This is a genomic window from Streptomyces sp. NPDC001536 (assembly GCF_042894505.1).
GTDB lineage: Bacteria > Actinomycetota > Actinomycetes > Streptomycetales > Streptomycetaceae > Streptomyces.
The window spans coordinates 21,625-43,263 of record NZ_JBIAVQ010000003.1; the positions used below are offsets into that span (position 1 = coordinate 21,625).

Consider the following 21,639-nt stretch of genomic DNA (forward strand, 5'->3'; position numbering starts at 1 on the left):
GCGCACCTCTACGTCAGTCGCTCTCCAGCACGAACGACGTCTGCACCTTCGCGTACCCAGGCGCCGCCAACTCCACGAGATACGTCCCCGCCCCCGCAGACCCCGCCGCCGGCGTCGCACACTGCGGAGCACTCGGCTTGCGGTCCCACTTCACGGTGTACGTGATGCTGCTCCCCGCGGGCACCCGGAACACCAGACTCGCCGCGGTCTTCGGGCAGTCCGCGGACGACCAGTACTCGTCGTCCTGGGCAGCCTCGGTGATCGTCAACACCGCGCGCTTCGGCCCGAGATCGACCTTGCAGTCGCCGCCGGAGGAGTTCGCCGCGGTGAGCAGCAGCGTCGGCGTCTCGCCGGGCCCGTACCCGTTGCGGAGACTGCTCACGGTCAACTTCACTGACCCGGCGGTGCAGTTGGGCAAGCCGGACCCCGCCGGAAGGGTGTCGTCCTGCCCGACCCCACTGCCCGCACCGCCGCCACCGGCCGCACCTTCGGACCCACCGGAGCCGGACCCCGTACCGGAGGTCGAGGAACCGCCACCGGACCCGCCGTCCGACCCCGACCCCGCACCCGCATCCGTCCCCCCGGGCTCCCCGCCCGGCGTCGACTCGTCGCGCCCGCCCGGCGCTTGACTGATCGCCGGTCCGGAGCCGCTCGGCCCTGGCGTGATGGTCGAAGGGGAGGGATTCTTGTCGTTGCTCCCGTCGGCACCGTTCTTGTCACCACCGCCGCCCGAGGAGACCACCCAGGCGATCAGCAACGCCAACAGGGCCAGCACAGACAGCAGTACGGCCCTCCGTCGCCAGTAGATGGTGGAGGGCAGCGGACCGACCGGATTGCGCAGAGATCCCACGGCGCAAACTGTACGAGAGATCGGCGACTTCGCCGCCCCTACCCGCCGCCAGGGCCCACAACTTTTCCGGATCATCATTCCGGAGACGGCGGTACACACCACCGCCCTTCACGAGCTCGGGCGCATGATGATCGCGGGGCGTGACCGTTTCGACCCGTCGCCTACCGTCTGTGACATCACCGCTCTCCCGTATGACACTCCTACGTGGGTACGGCACACCGCCGGGACATGGACGTTCGCGATCGCGGCCCTTGCACCTCTGGCCACGGCTAGGGCGCGTTCTCCACACCCCCGCACCCCCGCAGCCTCGCCGCCGCGGCTCGTCAGGCGCCACGGCTCTCCGGTACCGCCCCCACGCGCCCCTCCCCGCCGTACCCCCGAGGGGTGGCGCATCCCCCGTACCCCCTCCCCCGCATGGCAGGATCGGAAGGCCATGACTGCGCCCACGAAGCCCCCGCACAGCAGCCCCTCCGACCCCCTCTCCGCGTCTTCCGACGGAGAGCACCTGCACTCCCCCGTCATCGACTGGTTCGACGAGCACGCCCGCGATCTGCCGTGGCGGCACCCCGAGGCCGGACCGTGGGGGGTGATGGTCAGCGAGTTCATGTTGCAGCAGACGCCGGTCAGCCGCGTCCTGCCGGTGTACGAGCAGTGGCTGGCCCGCTGGCCGCGCCCCGCCGACCTCGCCGCGGACGCCCCAGGTGAGGCCGTGCGCGCGTGGGGCCGGCTCGGCTATCCGCGTCGCGCCCTGCGTCTGCACGGGGCGGCCGTCGCGATAACCGAACGGCACGGCGGCGACGTACCCACCGACCACGCCCAGCTCCTCGCGCTGCCCGGCATCGGGGAGTACACGGCCGCTGCGGTCGCCTCCTTCGCGTACGGGCAGCGGCACGCGGTCCTCGACACCAATGTGCGGCGCGTCTTCGCGCGGGCCGTCACCGGCGTGCAGTACCCGCCGAACGCCACCACCGCCGCCGAACGCAAGCTGGCCCGCGCCCTGTTGCCGAAGGAGGAGCGGACGGCCGCCCGCTGGGCCGCCGCCTCCATGGAGCTCGGCGCGCTGGTGTGCACCGCCAGGAACGAGTCCTGCCACCGCTGTCCGATCGCCGCGCAGTGCGCCTGGCGGCTCGCGGGCAAGCCGGAGCACGACGGTCCGGCGCGGCGCGGACAGACGTACGCCGGTACCGACCGCCAGGTCCGCGGCAAGCTGCTCGCCGTCCTGCGCGAGGCCCACGCGCCCGTGCCGCAGGCCGCGCTCGACCGGGTGTGGCACGAGCCGGTGCAGCGGGCGCGGGCGCTCGACGGACTCGTCGCGGACGGGCTTGTCGAGCCCCTGTCCGGTGGTTTGTATCGGCTGCCGTTGACGTAACAGGGCCACCCCACCCCGCCAAATCACCCTGAACCGGCGCTATTCGGTGCGCCGGTTTACCCCTTTCCTCCTTCCGTTACACAACCGACGGACAGCCGAGGGCTGGCCGCGCGCTGTCCCGCACAGCCCCGTGACAACTGCTCCGTAGCTTCATTGGCGTACCGCAGGAGAGCGGCACACAGGCAATGGAGAACCGGCAGCGGGCGGGTCGGAACGGGGATGGAGGCGGTCGATCATGGCGCAGGGCGAGGTGCTCGAGTTCGAGGAGTACGTCCGCACCCGGCAGGACGCGTTGCTGCGCAGCGCCCGTCGCCTGGTCCCGGACCCGGTCGACGCCCAGGACCTCCTCCAGACGGCGCTGGCGCGGACGTACCACCGCTGGGACGGCATCGCGGACAAGCGGCTCGCGGACGCGTACCTGCGCCGGGTCATGATCAACACCCGTACCGAGTGGTGGCGGGCCCGCAAGCTGGAGGAGGTGCCGACCGAGCAGCTCCCGGACGCCTCGGTCGACGACGCCACCGAGCAGCACGCGGACCGCGCCCTGCTGATGGACATCATGAAAGTGCTCGCCCCGAAGCAGCGCAGCGTGGTCGTGCTGCGACACTGGGAGCAGATGTCCACGGAGGAGACGGCCGCCGCCCTCGGCATGTCGGCCGGAACGGTCAAGAGCACGCTGCACCGGGCCCTCGCCAGGCTCCGCGAGGAGCTGGAGAGCCGCGATCTGGACGCACGCGCGCTGGAGCGTGAGGAGCGGGAGCGTTGCACGGCGGCCTGACCGACGCGGATCCCTCTCCGGGCCGGGGCACTTCGCAGGCGGCGTTCACGGCGGTGGCCGTGCTCGCCGCCCTCGCCCTTTTCGTCTCCGCCTGCGCCACCGGCGGCACCGGCACCCGTGACGAGGGGCCGGCTTTCGTCGAGTCGTCCTCCAGCACCGACATGGCGGCGGGGGGCACCGCACCCTCGGCCACGCCCTCCAGCGCTCCGACCCCCGTGCCCTCCGCCTACGCGTCCGACTCCGGACCCGAATCCGGCTCCGCCTCGCTGAGCCACATGGCAGCGGTCAAGTTGGTCAAGAGCGACCCGCTGGTCTCGGCGGAGGTCAAGGACGACCTCAAGCCGTGCGTCGCGGACGAGTACCCGCTCGACGTGGCCTACGGCGATCTGACCGGAGGCACGTCGGACGACGTCGTGGTCAACGTGCTGACCTGCGGCGACGGCGTCGGTGTCGGCTCGTACGTGTACCACGAGGAGGGTGGTGCGTACGAGAATGTGTTCAGCGCCGAGGAGTCCCCGGTCTACGCGGAGATAGACAGCAGCGGCAATCTGGTGGTGAGCAGGCAGTTGTACGAGAAGGGCGACCCGGTGTCGAGCCCGTCCGGTGAGGACGTGATCACCTACCGGTGGTCGTCGGCGGGCCACTTCGTCAAAGTGCGGTCCGCGCACAATGAGCTCGGCGACCTCGGCCCCACCCCGTCGCCCTCGGAGTGAACCGATCGGGCCCTGCGATCCGATCACCTGTCGACGGCACCACGACTCCCCCACAGACACCCAGCCCCCACAGGCACCCGGACAGCGACCCCCAGACAGCGACACGAGGACAGAGAGCAGCGGGATGGCAGATCAGACCCACGTTCTGTTCGTCGAGGACGACGACGTCATCCGCGAGGCCACCCAGCTCGCCCTGGAGCGGGACGGCTTCGCGGTCACCGCCATGCCCGACGGACTGTCGGGCCTGGAGGCGTTCCGCGCCGACCGCCCCGACATCGCCCTGCTGGACGTCATGGTCCCGGGCCTGGACGGCGTCAGCCTGTGCCGGCGGATCCGGGACGAGTCGACCGTGCCGGTGATCATGCTGTCGGCGCGCGCGGACTCCATCGACGTGGTGCTGGGCCTGGAGGCGGGCGCCGACGACTACGTCACCAAGCCGTTCGACGGCGCTGTGCTGGTCGCCCGTATCCGCGCGGTGCTGCGCCGCTTCGGGCACGCGGGCGGCGGCGACCGGTCCGAGGAGCCCGGCACCGCGGCCGACGGCGGAGTGCTGACCTTCGGAGAGCTGGAGATCGACACCGACGGCATGGAGGTGCGCCGGGCCGGGGAGCCGGTGGCCCTCACCCCGACCGAGATGCGCCTGCTCCTGGAGTTCTCCTCCGCGCCGGGCACGGTCCTGTCGCGGGACAAGCTCCTGGAGCGCGTGTGGGACTACGGCTGGGGCGGTGACACCCGCGTCGTCGACGTCCATGTGCAGCGACTGCGTACGAAGATCGGCCAGGACCGGATCGAGACGGTCCGCGGTTTCGGCTACAAGTTGAAGGCCTGAGCGAGGCGGACATGCGGGGGAATCTTCGGCGCCTGGTCCCGGCGCGGCTGGAGCGTACGGGCATCCGTACGGGACTGCGGTGGAAGCTCAGCGCGGCCATCGCGCTGGTCGGCGCGCTGGTCGCGATCGCGCTGAGCCTGGTCGTGCACAACGCCGCCCGGGTCTCGATGCTGGACAACGCCCGCGACCTCGCCGACGAACGCATCCAGATCGCCCAGAACAACTACGAGAAGACCGGTCTGGCGAACTTCCCCCATGTCGAGAAGAACGACGCGTCGCTGCCGCTGCCGCTGCGGGACAAGGTCGAGCAGGGGCGCCGGGCGACCTATGTGACGGACGGGCCGGGCGGGGCGCCGGACATCTGGGCCGCCGTACCGGCCAAGGACGGCAATGTGCTGTCCCTGCACACCGGGTTCACCGACCGCAGCACCGACATCCTCAAGGACCTGGACCAGGCCCTGGTGATCGGCTCCATCGCGGTCGTCCTCGGCGGCAGCGCGCTCGGCGTGCTCATCGGGGGCCGGCTGTCGAGCCGGCTGCGCAAGGCCGCGGCCGCCGCCAACGAGGTCGCGAGCGGTGAGACGGACGTGCGGGTGCGGGACGCGATCGGCGGGGTCGTCCGGGACGAGACGGACGACCTCGCGAGCGCCGTGGACGCCATGCGGGAGGCGTTGGAGCAGCGGCTGGAGGCGGAGCGGCGGGTGACCGCGGACATCGCGCACGAGCTGCGGACCCCGGTGACCGGCCTGCTCACGGCGGCCGAGCTCCTCCCTCCTGGCCGGCCGACCGAGCTGGTCCTGGACCGGGCGAAGGCCATGCGCACGCTCGTCGAGGACGTCCTGGAGGTGGCCCGGCTGGACAGCGCGTCCGAGCGGGCGGAGTTGCAGGACATCCTGCTGGGCGAGTTCGTCACCCGGCGGGTGATGGCGAAGGACCCGGAGATCGACGTCCGGGTGGTGCACGAGTCGATGGTCACGACGGATCCGCGGCGCCTGGAGCGGGTGCTGTTCAACCTGCTCGCCAACGCCGCCCGGCACGGCAGACCTCCGATCCAGGTCACCGTCGAGGGCCGGGTCATCCGGGTCCGCGACCACGGCCCCGGGTTCCCCGAGAACCTCCTCGCCGAGGGACCGAGCCGCTTCCGCACCGGCAGCACCGACCGCGCGGGCCACGGCCACGGCCTCGGCCTGACCATCGCCGCAGGCCAGGCCCGCGTCCTGGGCGCCCGCCTCACCTTCCGCAACATCCGCCCCCCAGGCGCACCCGAGAAGGTCCCGGCAGAGGGCGCGGTAGCCGTCCTGTGGCTACCGGAGCACGCACCGACGAACACGGGAAGCTACCCGATGATGCCGTAGCGCCACAGCCCACCCGCCATTCAAGGCCGCCGCCCCTGCCTTTCAGCCCACCTGGCGCTGGAGAGCAAGGCCAGCCCTCCCAATCCCCCACCCACCCACGCCTTTCAGCCCACCCGACGTTCGAGAACAAGGCAGCCGTCCCAATCCCCCACCCACCCCTGTCTTTGTCTTTCAGCCCGTCCGGCGTTTGAGGACGGGGCCCCTTCAGGGCCGATGGGGGTCTGGGGGCGCAGCCCCCCGGTACCGGGGTCGAAGGGGCGGCGCCCCTGGGGATGGGAATGGGTAAGGGCGGCGGGGGCGAGGACAATACGACGAAGACCCCCGGGGCGGACACCAGCCGGGGGCCTTCAGCTCAGCTTCGGATCAGACGACTCAGGTTCGGCTCAGACGGTCTCGACGACCTTCACCGGCGCCGCCTCCTCCTCCGCCTTCGGCCCCGCCCCCTTCAGCGGCACCTCCTTCACGAACACCGCCGCGACGAACGCCAGCACCGCCACCACAGCCCCCAGCAGGAACGCCGAGTGCGTACCGGCCGACACCGCCTGCTGATACGCCTCACGCGCAGCATCCGGCAGCTTCGCCAGACTCGCCGCGTCCAACTGCGCGGACGACTCGGTCACCTTCGCCCCGATCGCCCCACCCCGCTCGGCCATGACGTCCTGGACCCGGCTGTTGAACAGCGCACCCATGATCGCGACACCGAAGGAGGACCCGAGCGTACGGAAGAGAGTCGTGGACGAGGACGCGACACCCATGTCCTTCATCTCGACGCTGTTCTGCGCGACCAGCATGGTGATCTGCATCAGACAGCCCATACCGAGCCCGACGACGGCCATGTACACCCCGGACGTGAACCGCGAGGTGTCCGTGTCCATCAGCGACAGCAGGTACAGCCCGACGACCATCAGCACACCGCCGACGACCGGGAACACCTTGTAGCGCCCGGTGTTCGTGGTGACCCGCCCGGCCACCATCGACGTCACGAGCATCGCCCCGAGCATCGGCAGGAGCAGCAGCCCGGAGTTGGTCGCGGACGCCCCCTGCACGGACTGCTGGTACAGCGGCAGGAACAGCGTCGCACCGAACATCACGAACCCGGTGATGAAGCCGATGAGGGACATCAGCGTGAAGTTGCGGCTGCGGAAGATGTGCAGCGGCACCACCGGCTCGGCGGCCTTGGTCTGCCAGAACACGAACCCGATCAGCGCGGCGACACCGATACCGATGAGCTCCATGATCCGCGCGGACGACCAGGCGTACTCCGTACCGCCCCATGTGGTGACCAGCACGATCGCTGTGATCCCCACGGTCAGCAGCCCGGCGCCGAGGTAGTCGATGCGCGCCTGTGCCCGCTTCTTCGGCAGATGCAGCACCGCACTGATCGCGGCGAGCGCGACGACCCCGAGCGGCAGGTTGATGTAGAAGGCCCAGCGCCAGCCCCAGTGGTCGGTGATGGTGCCGCCGACCAGCGGTCCGCCGATCATGGCGAGCGCCATGACGCCGGCCATCATGCCCTGGTACTTGCCCCGCTCCCGGGGCGGAATGAGGTCACCGATGATCGCCATGACACCGACCATCAGACCACCGGCGCCAAGACCCTGGACGGCCCGGAACCCGATGAGCTGTCCCATGTCCTGGGCCATGCCGCTGAGCGCCGACCCGATCAGGAAGAGCACGATCGACGACATGAAGACGCCCTTGCGCCCGTACATGTCACCGATCTTCCCCCACAGCGGGGTGGAGGCCGCGGTCGCCAGCGTGTACGCCGTCACGACCCACGACAGATGCTCCAGCCCGCCCAGCTCACCCACGATCGTCGGCATCGCGGTGCCCACGATCATGTTGTCGAGCATCGCCAGCATCATCGTGATCATCAGCGCGAGCAGAACGACCCGCACGCTCTTCGGTTGCCTGCCGTCTTCCGGCTCGGCGACTGCCTGTGTGTCCGCCATGATTCCCACTCCCCCAGCCACTTACTTGCCGCCCGGCAAGTTCACTACACTGGGGAAGGTAGACCCGTAACTAGCCGGGCGTCAAGTAAGTTTTGTTCAAAGCCGATGGCTTCACGGAGAATGGGCGGCACCATGGACGGCACCAAGCAGCGGCGCCGCGGGGACACCCGCCAGCGCATCCAGGACGTGGCCCTCGAACTCTTCGCCGAGCAGGGCTACGAGAAGACCTCGCTGCGCGAGATCGCCGAGCGCCTGGACGTCACCAAGGCGGCGCTCTACTACCACTTCAAGACCAAGGAAGAGATCCTGGTCAGCATCTTCGACGATCTGACCCAGCCGATCCTCGACCTGATCGAGTGGGGCAAGCACCAGCCGCACACCCTGGAGACGAAGCAGGAGATCGTACGGCGCTACAGCGGCATCCTCGCCAACGCCGCCCCCCTCTTCCGCTTCATGCAGGAGAACCAGGCGACCGTCCGTGAGCTGAGGGTCGGCGAGACCTTCAAGGAGCGCATGCAGGGGCTGCGCGACATCATGATCGACCCGGCGGCGGACCTGGTCGACCAGGTCCGCTACACCAGCGCGATCTTCACCCTGCACGCCGGGATGTTCCTCCTCCAGGACCTCGCCGGCGAACCCGAGGAGAAGCGCAGGGCGGTCCTGGAGGTGGCCTCGGACCTGGTGACCCAGGCCCACGAAGGCACCCGCAAGAAGCCTTAGACCAGCCTTAGACCGTCACGCCCTTGGCGCGCAGGAAGGCGACGGGGTCGATCGCCGAGCCGTAGTTGGCGGTCGTACGGATCTCGAAGTGCAGGTGCGGGCCGCTGGAGTTGCCCGTGTTGCCGGACAGGGCGATGCGCTGACCGGTCTTGACGACCTGGCCGACCTTCACGTCGATGCGCGAGAGGTGGGCGTACTGCGAGTAGGTCTTGTTGGCGTGCTTGATGACGATGGCGTTGCCGTACGCCGGCCCGTCACCGGCACCGTTGCCGCCGGCCTTGACGACGGTCCCGCCGTGCGCGGCGAAGACCTGGGTGCCACTGGACACGGCGAAGTCCTGACCGCTGTGGGTGGACTGCCACAGGGCGCCGGACTGCGCGAAGCTCGCGCTGAGCTTGTACTTCTTCACCGGGTCGACCCAGGAGACGGTCTTGCCGGTCTCCGCGGCCGCCGCGACCCCGGCCCCCAGCACGGCCGAGGCCCCCAGACCGACGGCCACCACGGCGGCGCGGGTGCGGAGCAGGGACATGCGGGAAGAACGGGACGTAACGCGCTGGGACATCGGAACCTCATGGGGACGGGGACAGAAGAACCACCCGGCGCACAAGCCGTCGCCGGATGGGGCATCCCTTGGTAACCCCGAGGCCCGGGAAGCCCCAAACCGCCGATCTACGACGAAAGCTAGTACTTCATCCCAAAACTTCCCGCTTCTTGACAGAGCGCCTATCTGGAACGAATCCACCCAGGACGCCAAAACCTGCTTAGGAGTTCTGGGTCGAAAGTCCCTTTTGCCCAATTACCGCTTTCCACTATCCGCCCTAGTAACGGACAAATCGCCTGTGCGTCATGTCACCGGCCACCGAGATCCACGCGCCCACGATCCCAGAACCATGTGACGCACACCTCTTGGTACTTACCCTCCAGTAACCCTACGGTTCCCCTCGCGCCACCCACGCCAACGAACATGCACGCGACAACGGCAGCGTTACTGACGTGAGAGGACCCCCCACAGATGACGAACCGACGCCCCTTGGTGCGCCGCCTGGCCGTCACCGCCGTCTCCACCGCGGCCCTCGTGTCGCTGGCCGCCCCGGCCGAGGCCGCGACCACCGAAGACGTCGACTACACCACCTGGCAGCAGGACTGCCGGACGGTCATGAACCAGGCGCTGCCGTACCTGAAGCAGCGGATCGCCGCCGCCAAGCCGGGCGAGAAGCAGGCCATCGTCTTCGACATCGACAACACCACCCTGGAGACCGACTTCGGCTTCAGCTATCCCCAGCCGGCCAACGAGCCGGTCCTGGACGTGGCGGAGTACGCCCAGGACCACGGCGTATCCCTCTTCTTCGTGACGGCCCGCCCCGGGATCATCTACTCGGTCACCGACTACAACCTCGAACACGTCGGCTACGACGTCTCCGGGCTCTACGTCCGCAGCTTCGTCGACCTCTTCAAGGACGTCGCCGCCTACAAGACCGCCCAGCGCGTCGCCATCGAGAAGAACGGCTACACGATCATCGCGAACATCGGCAACAGCCCCACCGACCTGTCGGGCGGCCACGCCGAGAAGACGTACAAGCTGCCGGACTACGACGGCCAGCTGTCCTGACTCTTCCGGCCCGACTCCGGGTAGCCTCACCCTCGTTCGCGTGATCACGGGGGTGGGGCGGATGGATCCGGCGGTACTCGGCAGCAAGCTCGCGTCCGGCCTGGTGGCCTCCCTCGTACGGAAACTCTTCGTGCCGGACGCCCCCGGAGCGGGCCTCGTCGACAAGCCCGTACGCCTGACCGCCCTGGTCTCCTTCCGCGGCGAGAAGCGGACGCTGGGCGACAAGGAGGTCCGCGCCCTGGCCCGACGCCTGGTCGGCGCGGCGGCGGACTCCCCCGGCGAACCCCCGTTCCCCGCCGACGAGGAACCGGCCGTCACCGACGCCCTGACCGCCCGCCTTCTCGCCCTCGGCGACCTGGACATGGACGACGTCCAAGCCGTACGCCTGGGCCACCGCGAACTCGCCCGCGCACTCCGCGCCCAGGCACCCCCACCCGTCGGCCTCTCCACCGACGCCGGCCATTTCCTCGACTCCGCGACCGAGTGGGCCTGCCTCCACATCCTGGACTTCTTCACCCGCCGGTCCACCTTCGTGGCCCGCACGCTCGTCGAGCAGACCCGCCGCCAGGCCGAACTGATCGCGAAGATCGACGAGTTGACGGCCCGCACACCCCGCCCCGGCGCCCCGGACCGCGCCTTCGAACGCCGCTACCTCGCCCACATCGCCGCCCACCACAACCACATCACCATCTACGGCATCGACCTGCGCGACTCCCCCGACCGGTGGCCCCTGGAAGTGGCGTATCTGAGCCTGGAGGCGACGGGGGTGGAGGAGCGGACCTTCCCCGAGGAACACCCCGGCGGCCCCATGACGGTCCAACTCCCGGCAGAAGAAGCCCTCCTGGCCCACGAGCGGGCCCTCCTGCGCGGCGACGCGGGATCCGGCAAGACGACGCTGGTGCAGTGGCTGGCGGTGACGGCGGCGCGGGACGGGACCTGCATCCCGTACGTCCTCCCCTTGCGGACGTTGATCCGCGCGGGCACCCTCCCCACGCCCGAGGGCTTTCTTGCGGCCGTGAGCTGCCCGTTGAGTCCGCCGGAGGGCTGGACCGAACGCGTCCTCACGGCAGGCCGCGGCCTGATCCTGGTCGACGGCCTCGACGAGATCCCGGACGCCGACCGCCACCGCACCCGCGACTGGCTGCGCGCCCTGCTCACGGCCTATCCCGGCAACCGCTGGCTGCTGACCTCCCGCCCCACGGCGGTTCGCGCCGACTGGCTGGCGAGCGAGGGCTTCCGCGAACTGTCACTGGCCCCGATGCGCCGGTCGGAGGTCGCGACGTTCGTACGACGGTGGCATACGGCGGCGCAGGCCCCCGAGTTCGAGACCCCGCTCCTGGACTCCCTCCGCACCAAACGCGACCTGGCCCGCTTGGCCACCAACCCATTGATGTGCGGCCTGATCTGCGCCCTGCACCGGGAACGACGCGGCTATCTCCCCGCAGGCCGCAAGGAGTTGTACGACGCCGCCCTCACGATGCTGCTCACGCGCCGGGACCTGGAACGGGGCCTGGAGGAGGCCGAGCTGGGCGAGGAGGCCCAACTGGAGGTACTCCAACGCCTGGCATACGCACTGGTGTTGAGCGGCCGCACCGAGATGGACACCGAGACCGCACAGGGGATCGTGGAGCGCTGCCTGCCATCGATCGCGGTCGCCGAAGACGCGACGGGCGTACTCCGGTCCCTGCTCCTGCGCAGCGGTTTGCTCCGCCAACCGGCGCACGGCGCCGTGGACTTCGTACACCGCACCTTCCAGGACTACCTGGGGGCACGGTACGCAGTGGAGGAAGGCCACCTGGACGTCCTGGTCAGCCACGCGGACGACACGCAGTGGGAGGACGTGATCCGGCTGGCGGTGGCACATGCGCGGCCGCGGGAACGGGCTTCCCTGCTACGGCAACTCCTGTCCGAGGACACCCCCCGCCTGACCCTGCTGGCGCTGGCCTGCCTGGAGCATGCGACGGCTCTTGATCCGGCGGTGCGTGCGGCGGTCGAGTCCCGGGCGGCCGGGCTGATACCGCCGCGTACGACGGAGGAGGCGAAGGTCCTGGCGGAAGCGGGGCCCCTGGTGCTGGAGTTGCTGCCGGGGCCGGAGGAGCTGACCGCCGAAGAGGCGCTCGGTGTCACGGTCACCGCCTCCCGGCTCGGTCGGGACGAACCCGAGGGGGCGCTGGCGGTGCTGCGACGGTTCCGTGAGCATCCGGATATCGAGGTGCGGCGCCAACTCGCGGGAACATGGGCACGGTTCGACACCGCGGAGTACGCCGCAGAGGTTCTGGATCAGCTGGACCGCACGAATCTCTTCCTCATGTGCGAGTCGGCTGAGCAGCGCAAGTCCCTTGCCCGGATGCGTCCTTGGTTCGACCTGGCCTTCCAGGGAGCGCACGCGGTCGAGGACATCTTGGCTCTCCTTCCCGCGCCGGAGGCCATGACGACCCTGAGCTTCTGGGACAACCCTCTGCTCACCGATCTGCGTGCCCTGCTGCCCTTCGGCTCGCTCGCCTCGCTGGCCTTGCACGACTGCCCGACTCTGTCCGGCGTGGATCTGCTGCCCAGCCTCGTCCATCTCAATTTCAGCTTCATCGAGGACCTGACGGGACTGCGATCACTGCAGTCCGTTCGTTCGCTCCACGTCAGCCAGGAACTGCCCGGCACCCAGCTGGGAGACGCCCTGCCGGTCGACGCGCCTCTGGAGACTCTCTTCCTGGGCCGGAACAGCACGGACACCACAGGCCTACGCGGCCTCAACCACTGGCCCACTCTGCGTACCCTCAGCCTCGGCCCGCTGACCACCGAACTGACGGTCACCGACTGGCAGGCCGTCACCGAACTGCCCGAACTCACCGCATTGCACCTGAACGCGGTGATCATGCGCGAGTTCCCCCACGCCATCGAGGCCATGCCCGAACTCCCCGGCATCGAGAAGTTGCAGATCCCCAACATGCACGGCGCCGAAGACCTCTCCCCCTTGGTCCCCCGCCTCCCGAACCTCCGCTCGGTAACCCTTCAGAGCCGCCCCGACGAACCCGTCTCCGCCACCCTCTACGCCGGCCTCTTCCCGAACATAGAAATCAACGTGGACCAGCGCTGACAAACGAAAGGGGCCGGTACCCAAAGGCACCGGCCCCTTCCTCACGCAGCCCTAAGGCTTACGCATCCTTGCTCAGATTCGGCCCAGCCCCACCGGCCGCCTGCTCAATAGGCGGAACATCCGGCAGCGCCGACTTCTCCTCGCCACGGAACGTGAAGGTCTGGGTCTCGCCCTCGCCCTCCGTGTCCACGACCACGATGTGACCGGGACGCAGCTCACCGAAGAGGATCTTCTCCGAGAGCGTGTCCTCGATCTCGCGCTGGATGGTGCGACGCAGCGGACGCGCACCCAGCACCGGGTCGTAACCCTTCTTGGACAGCAGCTCCTTGGCGGACTGGGAGAGCTCGATGCCCATGTCCCGGTCCTTGAGGCGCTCGTCGACCTTGCCGACCATCAGGTCGACGATCCGCAGGATGTCCTCCTGCGTCAGCTGCGGGAAGACGACCACGTCGTCGACGCGGTTGAGGAACTCGGGCCGGAAGTGCTGCTTGAGCTCGTCCGAGACCTTGTTCTTCATGCGCTCGTAGTTGGACTTCTTGTCACCGGAGGCCGCGAAGCCCAGGTTGAAGCCCTTGGAGATGTCCCGGGTGCCGAGGTTGGTCGTCATGATGATGACCGTGTTCTTGAAGTCCACGACCCGGCCCTGGGAGTCGGTCAGTCGACCGTCCTCCAGGATCTGCAGCAGCGAGTTGAAGATGTCCGGGTGGGCCTTCTCCACCTCGTCGAAGAGGACGACGGAGAACGGCTTGCGGCGGACCTTCTCGGTCAGCTGGCCGCCCTCTTCGTAGCCCACGTAGCCGGGGGGCGAACCGAAGAGACGCGAGACCGTGTGCTTCTCGCTGAACTCCGACATGTCGAGGGAGATCAGCGCGTCCTCGTCACCGAAGAGGAACTCGGCGAGAGCCTTGCTGAGCTCCGTCTTACCGACACCGGAGGGGCCCGCGAAGATGAACGAACCACCGGGACGCTTCGGGTCCTTCAGACCGGCACGCGTACGACGGATCGCCTTCGACAGCGCCTTGACGGCGTCGACCTGGCCGATGACCCGCTTGTGGAGCTCGTCCTCCATGCGCAGCAGACGCGAGGACTCCTCCTCGGTCAGCTTGAAGACCGGAATGCCGGTGGCGGTCGCGAGGACCTCGGCGATCAGCTCGCCGTCGACCTCGGCGACGACGTCCATGTCGCCGGCCTTCCACTCCTTCTCGCGCTTGGCCTTCGCGGCAAGGAGCTGCTTCTCCTTGTCGCGCAGGGACGCGGCCTTCTCGAAGTCCTGCGAGTCGATCGCGGACTCCTTGTCCCGGCGGACACCGGCGATCTTCTCGTCGAACTCGCGGAGGTCCGGCGGAGCCGTCATCCGGCGGATGCGCATCCGGGAGCCCGCCTCGTCGATCAGGTCGATCGCCTTGTCGGGGAGGAAGCGGTCCGAGATGTAACGGTCGGCCAGCGTCGCGGCCTGGACCAGCGCCTCGTCCGTGATGGAGACGCGGTGGTGGGCCTCGTAGCGGTCGCGCAGACCCTTGAGGATCTCGATGGTGTGCGGGAGCGAGGGCTCGGCGACCTGGATGGGCTGGAAGCGGCGTTCCAGGGCCGCGTCCTTCTCCAGGTGCTTGCGGTACTCGTCCAGCGTGGTGGCACCGATGGTCTGGAGCTCACCGCGGGCCAGCATCGGCTTCAGGATGGAAGCCGCGTCGATGGCGCCCTCGGCGGCACCCGCACCCACGAGCGTGTGCAGCTCGTCGATGAACAGGATGATGTCGCCGCGGGTGCGGATCTCCTTGAGCACCTTCTTCAGGCGCTCCTCGAAGTCACCGCGGTAGCGGGAGCCGGCGACCAGCGCGCCGAGGTCGAGGGTGTAGAGGTGCTTGTCCTTGAGGGTCTCGGGCACCTCGCCCTTGACGATGGCCTGGGCGAGGCCCTCGACGACGGCGGTCTTGCCGACGCCGGGCTCACCGATCAGGACCGGGTTGTTCTTGGTACGGCGGGACAGCACCTGCATGACCCGCTCGATCTCCTTCTCGCGCCCGATGACCGGGTCGAGCTTGGACTCACGAGCGGCCTGAGTGAGGTTCCGGCCGAACTGGTCGAGGACCAGGGACGTCGAGGGGGTGCCCTCGGCAGGCCCGCCGGCGGTGGCGGTCTCCTTGCCCTGGTAACCGGAGAGCAGCTGGATGACCTGCTGCCGCACCCGGTTGAGATCGGCGCCCAGCTTGACGAGGACCTGGGCGGCGACGCCCTCGCCCTCGCGGATCAGGCCGAGCAGGATGTGCTCCGTGCCGATGTAGTTGTGGCCCAGCTGAAGAGCCTCGCGGAGCGACAGCTCCAGGACCTTCTTGGCACGGGGGGTGAAGGGGATGTGCCCGGACGGGGCCTGCTGACCCTGCCCGATGATCTCCTCCACCTGCTGGCGGACCGCCTCGAGCGAAATCCCGAGGCTCTCAAGGGCCTTGGCGGCGACACCCTCACCCTCGTGGATCAGGCCCAGGAGGATGTGCTCGGTGCCGATGTAGTTGTGGTTGAGCATCCGGGCTTCTTCCTGAGCCAGGACGACAACCCGCCGCGCGCGGTCGGTGAACCTCTCGAACATCGTTAATCGCTCCTCAGAGCGGTCAGGCAGTGGGGGGAACTTCCCCTCCCTGTCCTTCCGCAGCTTAGTCCCGCAAGCGGGGACCGCTCATTCCAACTGCCGACACCGTCGATGGCCTCCTGACCCCGAACGCCGACATCTGCTCCAACCCGATGGTGCGAGACGATGTTCCCGCAGGCCAGGCAGTTACCCCTACCTCCAGTACGCCGATGGCGAACGTGAGACGTCCTGTCCTGCGTGTCGCCCCCTCCCACTAGGGATGTCTTACCCGCTGGGACTGACACTCCATGCCGAGCGCACCGGTTCCCTCCGCTACGGGCGAACAACCTTGCGCCGCGCCACACCCCCGAACGCCCCCTCTTTCGACACTCTGCGCTATCGCGAGAACACCCAGCGTAACTCGGGCGCGCTTTCGGAGGTTGCGCTTGGCATGGTTGGCACAGTCCCCCCGGTCATCACCGTTCCCTTCCCCCGTCGGCCGCTCGAGTCGAGCGATCAGGTCCGCCGGTGGTACGAGAACGAACTGGGGTGGCCGACGGTGCCCGAGACCCCGGGATCTCCGCTGCGACTCGCCGTGGGCCCGCGCTTCGACGTCCTGGACGTGCCGCTGGAGGCGGGCCGGGCCGGTCTGCGCCATCTGGCGCCGGGCTCCCCGGTGGCCGTGCAGGGCGACCGGATGCGGCTGCTGCTGGCCGCGGGCAGCGCGGACGAGGTGCCCGGAGTGCTGGACTGGCTGGAGTGGGGCGCGCTGCCGCTCGATCTGGTGGCGATCGGCGAGGGCGGGACGATCGACGCACCGCTGCTCCCCGAACCGGGGGCGTCCGCCGACGCCGTAGGCCTTCTTCCGGAACAGGGGTCGTGCGCCGAAGTCGTACAGCTTCTTCCGGAGCAGGAGTCGTGCGCCCAAGTCGTACGGCTTCTTCCCGCTCAGGGATCCGCCGCGGTCGTACGACGTCCTCTCGCGCCCGGGTCCGGCGCCGCGCGGTGTCTTCCCGAGCCCGGCCCTACCGGACCGCGACCGCTTCCCGCGGGCCGCTCGGGCGCCTTGCAGGGGGCCGCCGTGTGGCTGCGGCCCCCCGTGCCGGGGTACGAGGCCGAGGCCTCGCTGCCGACGCTGTCGGCCTTGGGGGGCGGTGGGGGCGCCCCCGATCTCGTAAGGCTGCTGGCCACGGTGGCGACGTGGTGCCACCGTCTGCGGCTGCGCGCGTGCGCTCAGCCGCCCGCCTCTTCATAAGGGTCGCGCTCAGGCGTTGGCCTTTTCGTAGGCCTCACGGATGGACGCGGGAACACGGCCGCGGTCATTGACCTCGAGACCGTTCTCCTTCGCCCACGCGCGGATCTGCGCGGTGTCCTGGCTGCCGCCGGAAGTGGCGCGCGCCTTTCCGCGACCGCCCGCAGCGCGGCCTCCGGTACGACGACCGCCCTTCACGTAAGGGTCGAGAAGGCCACGGAGCTTGTCCGCATTGGCAGTCGTGAGATCGATCTCGTACGTCTTGCCGTCCAGCGCGAACGTCACGGTCTCGTCCGCCTCGCCGCCGTCGAGGTCGTCGACAAGAAGGACCTGAACCTTCTGTGCCACCGGATTTCCTTTCATCGATAACGTGAGGGACTGGGGTCTGCGGCGTCCGCCGTTTCGCCGCCCCCTGTTATATGCAGTACTGCAGTACGTCGGAAAGCAAACCGCTTTTGATGGAAAAACACAAACCCCTGGGAGAGACTGACTGGCCACTCCCGGCCCGGAAACATGCGCGTTTCGGACATAGGGAACCTGGGCAGGGCCGTCCCGCGGAATAGGGCATGACGATCACAGATGCAGAAGCATCCGGCTGTTGCCCAAGGTGTTCGGTTTCACTCGTTCGAGACCGAGGAACTCCGCGACACCCTCGTCATAGGAACGCAGCAGCTCCGCGTAGACATCGGTGTCAACGGGAGTCTCGCCGATCTCGACGAAGCCGTGCTTGCCGAAGAAGTCCACTTCGAAGGTCAGACAGAAAACCCGGCGAACACCGAGCCAGCGCGCGGTGTGCAGCAACTTCTCCAGCAACTGATGGCCGACACCGGCGCCCTTCAGCCCGACCTTCACGGCGAGAGTGCGCACTTCGGCGAGGTCTTCCCACATGACGTGCAGTGCGCCGCAGCCGACCACCTCGCCGTTGTCATCGCGTTCGGCGACCCAGAACTCCTGGATGTCCTCGTAAAGCGTCACGGTGGCTTTGTCGAGCAGGATGCGGGCGCGGACGTACTCGTCGAGGAGACTGCGTACGGCCGGGACATCGCTGGTGCGGGCCCGCCGGACCGTGATGGCTTTTGCGCTGACTTCGGGACCGCGCGCGGACGAGCTCTCTGCTGACATGTGCGGACGCTATCGCCCGTCGCCCTCCGGTGCCGAGCCGGGGTTCTCACCGCCGGTTTCGACGGCGGTATCCCGGGGGGCTTCGGCGGTTTCCGGTCCTTGGACGATGCGTACGGCGTCCCGCAGCGAGTGCCGCTGTTCCTCACTCATCATGCCGAAGAACGCGACGAGAGCGGCTGCGGGGTTGTCACTCTGCGACCAGGCGTCGTTCATCAGCGCCGCGGCGTAGGCGGCCCTGGTGGAGACGGCTTCATATCGATAGGCCCGTCCTTCGGCCTCCCTGCGCACCCAACCCTTCTGATGGAGATTGTCCAAAACGGTCATCACCGTGGTGTAGGCGATGGACCGTTCCTGTTGAAGGTCTTCCAGGACTTCTCGAACGGTCACCGGGCGGTTCCACTTCCACACCCGCGTCATGACCGCGTCTTCGAGTTCTCCCAATGGGCGAGGCACAGCTCAGCACAATAGTGGGAGAACTCGCCATTGGCGTGCCGGACGTGCACTTAACCGGCAAACAGGAACAAAAAGGGCGTACGACTCGGAAAACGAGAGTCGTACGCCGGTGAGGGAGCGGTGCCGGAAGGCTCAGGCGTCGCTGTGCGCGGAGGACTGCTTGGCGCCCTCCACGCGCGCGAGGGCGGCGTCGACGGCCGCGTCCTCCTTGGCCTTGTTGGCCCCGCCCTGGGTCTTCACGATCACCCTGATCACGCCGATGAAGAACACGGCCATGACGAACGGGGGCACGAGCGCGGAGACGTAGTCCATGCGTCCAGGGTAGCCACGGGCCGGACGCGGGCGGGGCCGGGGGGTGCGTGCGGGGGCGGGGACGCCCCCGGGCGCGGCTCAGCCCGCGGCGAGCTGCTGCGGCGGGTTCGGGGGCGGCGGAGCCGGCTTGCGGCGGGGGAAGACCTCGCCGGGGGTGGGGACGGGGCGCGCGGGCTGCTTGGGGGCGGCCGGTTTCTCCATGGGCTTCTTCTCCGGCTGCTGGGGCTTGTCGGCGCACTCCACGGCACGGTCCTCGTCGCCGCGCGGGGAGCGGTCCGAAAGACCCCCGGGAAGGGCCAGGAGGCGGGTACGGGAGGCCGGGACGGCCGGGGTGGTCCGCCGGGCCGTCCCCCGCGCGAGACGGGCGCGTACGTCCTGCTGGGCGAGGACCAGACAGCGGTCCAGGAGGACCGACGCGACGGGGTTGCCGCGCAGGGCCCGCAGGGCGGCGAGATCGTCGACCTCCGGGCGGTACCCGGCGCTCAGCGCCTCCTCCAGGAGGGTGAGGTAGCCGGCGGCGGTGCCGGGCAGGGCGGCGCGGTACCGGGCGAGGTCGGCCACCAGGAAGGCACGCAGCCGGGCACCCTCGCGCATCGCCTCGTCGAGGGAGTCGGCTAGGCGGAGACAGTCCTGAACGTCCTCGGCCGAGGCGGTTCGGGGGTGAAGGGCAAGGGCGAGAGCGCGGCGGAGCACACGCAGCTCCTCCACACCGAACGCCATGCCGCCGCGGGATCCGTATGGCGTGGGCATGCGGCGACAGTACGCGCTAATCAGACAAACTCGACACAGGGCGGGCGGGTGTGGCGCGCGGAGCCACCCGGCCGGACGCGCGCGTGAGGCCCGGGCGAGCACCGATCAGCCGCAGGCCGGGGGCCTGCCCGCGCCGGCTCACATGCGCGACACGTTCCGCTCGTACACCAGGCGCAGCCCCACCAGCGTCAGCCAGGGCTCGTGCTCGTCGATCACCGAGGACTCGCCCAGCACCATCGGCGCCAGACCGCCCGTGGCGATGACCGTCACGTCGTCCGGGTTGTCCGCGAGTTCGCGGGCCATGCGTTCGACGACCCCGTCGACCTGCCCGGCGAACCCGTAGATGATGCCGGACTGCATCGCCTCGACGGTGTTCTTGCCGATCACGCTCCGCGGCCGGGCCACCTCGATCTTCCGCAGCTGCGCGCCCCGCACCCCGAGCGCCTCCACGGAGATCTCGATGCCGGGCGCGATGACCCCGCCGACGTACTCCCCGCGCGCGGAGACCGCGTCGAATGTCGTCGCCGTACCGAAGTCGACGACGATCGCCGGACCGCCGTACAGCTCGACCGCCGCGACCGCGTTGATGATGCGGTCCGCGCCGACCTCCTTGGGGTTGTCGGTGAGGATCGGCACGCCCGTCTTGACACCCGGTTCCACCAGCACCGCGGGCACGTCGCCGTAGTACCGCCGCGTCACCTCGCGCAGCTCGTGCAGCACCGAGGGCACGGTCGCGCAGATCGCGATGCCGTCGATGCCGTCGCCCAGCTCCTCGCCGAGCAGCGGGTGCATGCCCATGAGGCCCTGGAGCAGGACGGCCAGCTCGTCGGCGGTGCGACGGGCGTCCGTGGAGATGCGCCAGTGCTCGACGATCTCTTCACCGTCGAACAGGCCGAGGACGGTGTGCGTGTTCCCTACGTCGATCGTGAGCAGCATCGCGACTACTCCGCCGCACGCAGGTCGAGGCCGATGTCCAGGATCGGCGAGGAGTGGGTGAGGGCGCCCACCGCCAGGTAGTCGACGCCGGTGTCGGCGTACGCGCGCGCGTTGTCCAGCGTCAGCCGGCCCGAGGCCTCCAGCGCCGCCCGGCCGTGCACCAGCGCCACGGCCTCCTCGCACTCCCCCGGCGTGAAGTTGTCGAGCAGGATCAGGTCCGCGCCCGCGTCCACGACCTCGCGGAGCTGGTGCAGGGTGTCGACCTCGACCTCGATCGGCACGTCCGGGAAGGTCTCACGGACGGCCTTGAAGGCCTGTGCGACGCCGCCGGCGGCGACCACGTGGTTGTCCTTGACGAGCGCCGCGTCGGAGAGCGACATGCGGTGGTTGACCCCGCCGCCGCACCGCACCGCGAACTTCTCCAGCGACCTGAGGCCGGGCGTCGTCTTGCGCGTGTCACGCACGCGTGCCTTGGTGCCCTCCAGGGTGTCCGCCCACGCGCGCGTGGCGGTCGCGATGCCGGACAGCCGGCACAGCAGGTTCAGCGCGCTGCGCTCGGCGGTGAGCAGGTCACGCGTGCGCGTGGCGACCGACAGGAGCTTCTGTCCGGCCTCCACCCGGTCGCCGTCCTCGACGTGCCGCTCGACCTCGAACTCGTCCTCGCAGACCACCGAGACGACCGCCTCGGCGACCCTGAGGCCGGCCACGACGCCCGCCTCGCGCGCGACGAAGTCGGCGGTGGCGACCGCGTCCTCGGGGATGGTCGCGACCGTCGTCACGTCCACGCCGTGGTCGAGGTCCTCCTGGATGGCCACGTTGGCGATGTCCTCGACCTCGACGGGGTCGAGCCCGGCGTCGGCCAGGAGCTGGGCGAGCGCGGGGTCGAGCCCGCACTCCAGGTACTCCTCGCCGCCGTCTGCGCCACAGGCGCAGCCGTCGCCGCAGCCGCCGGTCTCGGCGAGGGGAAGGTCGGGGGTGCTCACGT

Annotated in this window: 20 protein-coding genes; 9 read left to right on the forward strand and 11 right to left on the reverse strand. The window is 69.4% G+C overall.

Translation table 11 applies throughout. The features are described from left to right. Positions 1-13: 13 nt before the first annotated feature. Positions 14-850 (reverse strand): hypothetical protein, encoded by an 837-nt coding sequence (locus ACFY0U_RS09025; RefSeq protein ID WP_388632464.1) that lies wholly within the window; start codon positions 848-850, stop codon positions 14-16. A 433-nt stretch (positions 851-1,283) separates the two neighbouring features. On the opposite strand from ACFY0U_RS09025, the gene ACFY0U_RS09030 reads away from it, so the two are divergent. The 5 genes from ACFY0U_RS09030 to cseC all read left to right on the forward strand — a co-directional run bounded on the left by ACFY0U_RS09030 (position 1,284) and on the right by cseC (position 5,894). Further along, the gene (locus tag ACFY0U_RS09030) at positions 1,284-2,219 is read left to right on the forward strand and encodes an A/G-specific adenine glycosylase (protein WP_388632466.1); all 936 of its coding nucleotides are present in this window, start codon (positions 1,284-1,286) and stop codon (positions 2,217-2,219) included. 235 nt (positions 2,220-2,454) lie between these two features. Further along, a complete protein-coding gene (locus ACFY0U_RS09035; RefSeq protein WP_046263315.1) occupies positions 2,455-2,997 on the forward strand; it encodes a SigE family RNA polymerase sigma factor in 543 nt (180 codons plus the stop codon). After that, complete coding sequence (locus ACFY0U_RS09040; RefSeq protein WP_388632468.1) at positions 2,982-3,710, forward strand: hypothetical protein; 729 nt, start codon at positions 2,982-2,984, stop codon at positions 3,708-3,710. Before ACFY0U_RS09035 ends, ACFY0U_RS09040 begins: the two co-directional genes overlap by 16 nt. A gap of 124 nt (positions 3,711-3,834) precedes the next feature. Beyond that, on the forward strand, positions 3,835-4,539 hold the full coding sequence (gene cseB, locus ACFY0U_RS09045; protein WP_388632471.1) for a two-component system response regulator CseB: 705 nt from the start codon (positions 3,835-3,837) through the stop codon (positions 4,537-4,539). An 11-nt stretch (positions 4,540-4,550) separates the two neighbouring features. Continuing rightward, the gene (cseC, locus tag ACFY0U_RS09050; protein WP_388632474.1) at positions 4,551-5,894 is read left to right on the forward strand and encodes a two-component system sensor histidine kinase CseC; all 1,344 of its coding nucleotides are present in this window, start codon (positions 4,551-4,553) and stop codon (positions 5,892-5,894) included. Between the two features lie 383 nt (positions 5,895-6,277). Here cseC and ACFY0U_RS09055 read toward each other — a convergent pair whose 3' ends face one another. After that, complete coding sequence (locus ACFY0U_RS09055; protein ID WP_388632477.1) at positions 6,278-7,846, reverse strand: MDR family MFS transporter; 1,569 nt, start codon at positions 7,844-7,846, stop codon at positions 6,278-6,280. A gap of 120 nt (positions 7,847-7,966) precedes the next feature. On the opposite strand from ACFY0U_RS09055, the gene ACFY0U_RS09060 reads away from it, so the two are divergent. Further along, entirely contained in the window at positions 7,967-8,566 is a 600-nt protein-coding gene (locus tag ACFY0U_RS09060) for a TetR/AcrR family transcriptional regulator (RefSeq protein WP_388634269.1), read from the forward strand. Between the two features lie 7 nt (positions 8,567-8,573). Here the strand turns inward: ACFY0U_RS09060 and ACFY0U_RS09065 are convergent, their stop codons facing one another. Continuing rightward, entirely contained in the window at positions 8,574-9,128 is a 555-nt protein-coding gene (locus tag ACFY0U_RS09065) for a M23 family metallopeptidase (RefSeq protein WP_388632480.1), read from the reverse strand. Positions 9,129-9,578: 450 nt separating this feature from the next. On the opposite strand from ACFY0U_RS09065, the gene ACFY0U_RS09070 reads away from it, so the two are divergent. Further along, positions 9,579-10,175, forward strand: a complete 597-nt coding sequence (locus ACFY0U_RS09070) for an HAD family acid phosphatase (RefSeq protein WP_388632483.1) — start codon at positions 9,579-9,581, stop codon at positions 10,173-10,175. Positions 10,176-10,236: 61 nt separating this feature from the next. Continuing rightward, positions 10,237-13,266, forward strand: a complete 3,030-nt coding sequence (locus tag ACFY0U_RS09075) for an NACHT domain-containing protein (RefSeq protein ID WP_388634272.1) — start codon at positions 10,237-10,239, stop codon at positions 13,264-13,266. Positions 13,267-13,324: 58 nt separating this feature from the next. On the opposite strand, the gene ACFY0U_RS09080 is transcribed toward ACFY0U_RS09075, so the two are convergent. Then, positions 13,325-15,850 carry an ATP-dependent Clp protease ATP-binding subunit gene (locus tag ACFY0U_RS09080; protein WP_171147383.1) on the reverse strand — a complete coding sequence of 842 codons (2,526 nt, stop codon included), beginning with the start codon at positions 15,848-15,850 and terminating at the stop codon, positions 13,325-13,327. Positions 15,851-16,280: 430 nt separating this feature from the next. Here ACFY0U_RS09080 and ACFY0U_RS09085 point away from each other — a divergent pair, with 430 nt between their 5' ends. Beyond that, the gene (locus tag ACFY0U_RS09085; RefSeq protein ID WP_388632487.1) at positions 16,281-17,084 is read left to right on the forward strand and encodes an SCO3374 family protein; all 804 of its coding nucleotides are present in this window, start codon (positions 16,281-16,283) and stop codon (positions 17,082-17,084) included. Positions 17,085-17,093: 9 nt separating this feature from the next. Here ACFY0U_RS09085 and ACFY0U_RS09090 read toward each other — a convergent pair whose 3' ends face one another. The 7 genes from ACFY0U_RS09090 to nadC all read right to left on the reverse strand — a co-directional run bounded on the left by ACFY0U_RS09090 (position 17,094) and on the right by nadC (position 21,637). Then, positions 17,094-17,429 (reverse strand): Lsr2 family protein, encoded by a 336-nt coding sequence (locus tag ACFY0U_RS09090; protein WP_171147385.1) that lies wholly within the window; start codon positions 17,427-17,429, stop codon positions 17,094-17,096. Positions 17,430-17,654: 225 nt separating this feature from the next. Then, a complete protein-coding gene (locus ACFY0U_RS09095; RefSeq protein ID WP_388632491.1) occupies positions 17,655-18,203 on the reverse strand; it encodes an amino-acid N-acetyltransferase in 549 nt (182 codons plus the stop codon). Positions 18,204-18,212: 9 nt separating this feature from the next. Further along, entirely contained in the window at positions 18,213-18,644 is a 432-nt protein-coding gene (locus ACFY0U_RS09100) for a BlaI/MecI/CopY family transcriptional regulator (protein WP_388632494.1), read from the reverse strand. A gap of 144 nt (positions 18,645-18,788) precedes the next feature. Next, entirely contained in the window at positions 18,789-18,968 is a 180-nt protein-coding gene (locus ACFY0U_RS09105; protein ID WP_388632497.1) for a hypothetical protein, read from the reverse strand. 78 nt (positions 18,969-19,046) lie between these two features. Beyond that, positions 19,047-19,688 (reverse strand): hypothetical protein, encoded by a 642-nt coding sequence (locus ACFY0U_RS09110; protein ID WP_388634275.1) that lies wholly within the window; start codon positions 19,686-19,688, stop codon positions 19,047-19,049. A 168-nt stretch (positions 19,689-19,856) separates the two neighbouring features. Beyond that, positions 19,857-20,654, reverse strand: a complete 798-nt coding sequence (locus ACFY0U_RS09115) for a type III pantothenate kinase (protein ID WP_388632500.1) — start codon at positions 20,652-20,654, stop codon at positions 19,857-19,859. A gap of 5 nt (positions 20,655-20,659) precedes the next feature. Continuing rightward, positions 20,660-21,637: a carboxylating nicotinate-nucleotide diphosphorylase gene (gene nadC, locus ACFY0U_RS09120; RefSeq protein WP_388632503.1), complete on the reverse strand. Its 978-nt coding sequence runs from the start codon at positions 21,635-21,637 to the stop codon at positions 20,660-20,662. Between the last annotated feature and the right edge of the window lie 2 nt (positions 21,638-21,639).

Coding starts and splice junctions, on each gene's coding strand:
- ACFY0U_RS09030 (WP_388632466.1), top strand. CDS start 1,284: ATGACTGCGCCCACGAAGCCCCCGCACAGCAGCCCCTCCGACCCCCTC.
- ACFY0U_RS09035 (WP_046263315.1), top strand. CDS start 2,455: ATGGCGCAGGGCGAGGTGCTCGAGTTCGAGGAGTACGTCCGCACCCGG.
- cseB (WP_388632471.1), top strand. CDS start 3,835: ATGGCAGATCAGACCCACGTTCTGTTCGTCGAGGACGACGACGTCATC.
- cseC (WP_388632474.1), top strand. CDS start 4,551: ATGCGGGGGAATCTTCGGCGCCTGGTCCCGGCGCGGCTGGAGCGTACG.
- ACFY0U_RS09055 (WP_388632477.1), bottom strand. CDS start 7,846: ATGGCGGACACACAGGCAGTCGCCGAGCCGGAAGACGGCAGGCAACCG.
- ACFY0U_RS09060 (WP_388634269.1), top strand. CDS start 7,967: ATGGGCGGCACCATGGACGGCACCAAGCAGCGGCGCCGCGGGGACACC.
- ACFY0U_RS09065 (WP_388632480.1), bottom strand. CDS start 9,128: ATGTCCCAGCGCGTTACGTCCCGTTCTTCCCGCATGTCCCTGCTCCGC.
- ACFY0U_RS09070 (WP_388632483.1), top strand. CDS start 9,579: ATGACGAACCGACGCCCCTTGGTGCGCCGCCTGGCCGTCACCGCCGTC.
- ACFY0U_RS09075 (WP_388634272.1), top strand. CDS start 10,237: ATGGATCCGGCGGTACTCGGCAGCAAGCTCGCGTCCGGCCTGGTGGCC.
- ACFY0U_RS09080 (WP_171147383.1), bottom strand. CDS start 15,850: ATGTTCGAGAGGTTCACCGACCGCGCGCGGCGGGTTGTCGTCCTGGCT.
- ACFY0U_RS09085 (WP_388632487.1), top strand. CDS start 16,281: ATGGTTGGCACAGTCCCCCCGGTCATCACCGTTCCCTTCCCCCGTCGG.
- ACFY0U_RS09095 (WP_388632491.1), bottom strand. CDS start 18,203: ATGTCAGCAGAGAGCTCGTCCGCGCGCGGTCCCGAAGTCAGCGCAAAA.
- ACFY0U_RS09105 (WP_388632497.1), bottom strand. CDS start 18,968: ATGGACTACGTCTCCGCGCTCGTGCCCCCGTTCGTCATGGCCGTGTTC.
- ACFY0U_RS09110 (WP_388634275.1), bottom strand. CDS start 19,688: ATGGCGTTCGGTGTGGAGGAGCTGCGTGTGCTCCGCCGCGCTCTCGCC.
- ACFY0U_RS09115 (WP_388632500.1), bottom strand. CDS start 20,654: ATGCTGCTCACGATCGACGTAGGGAACACGCACACCGTCCTCGGCCTG.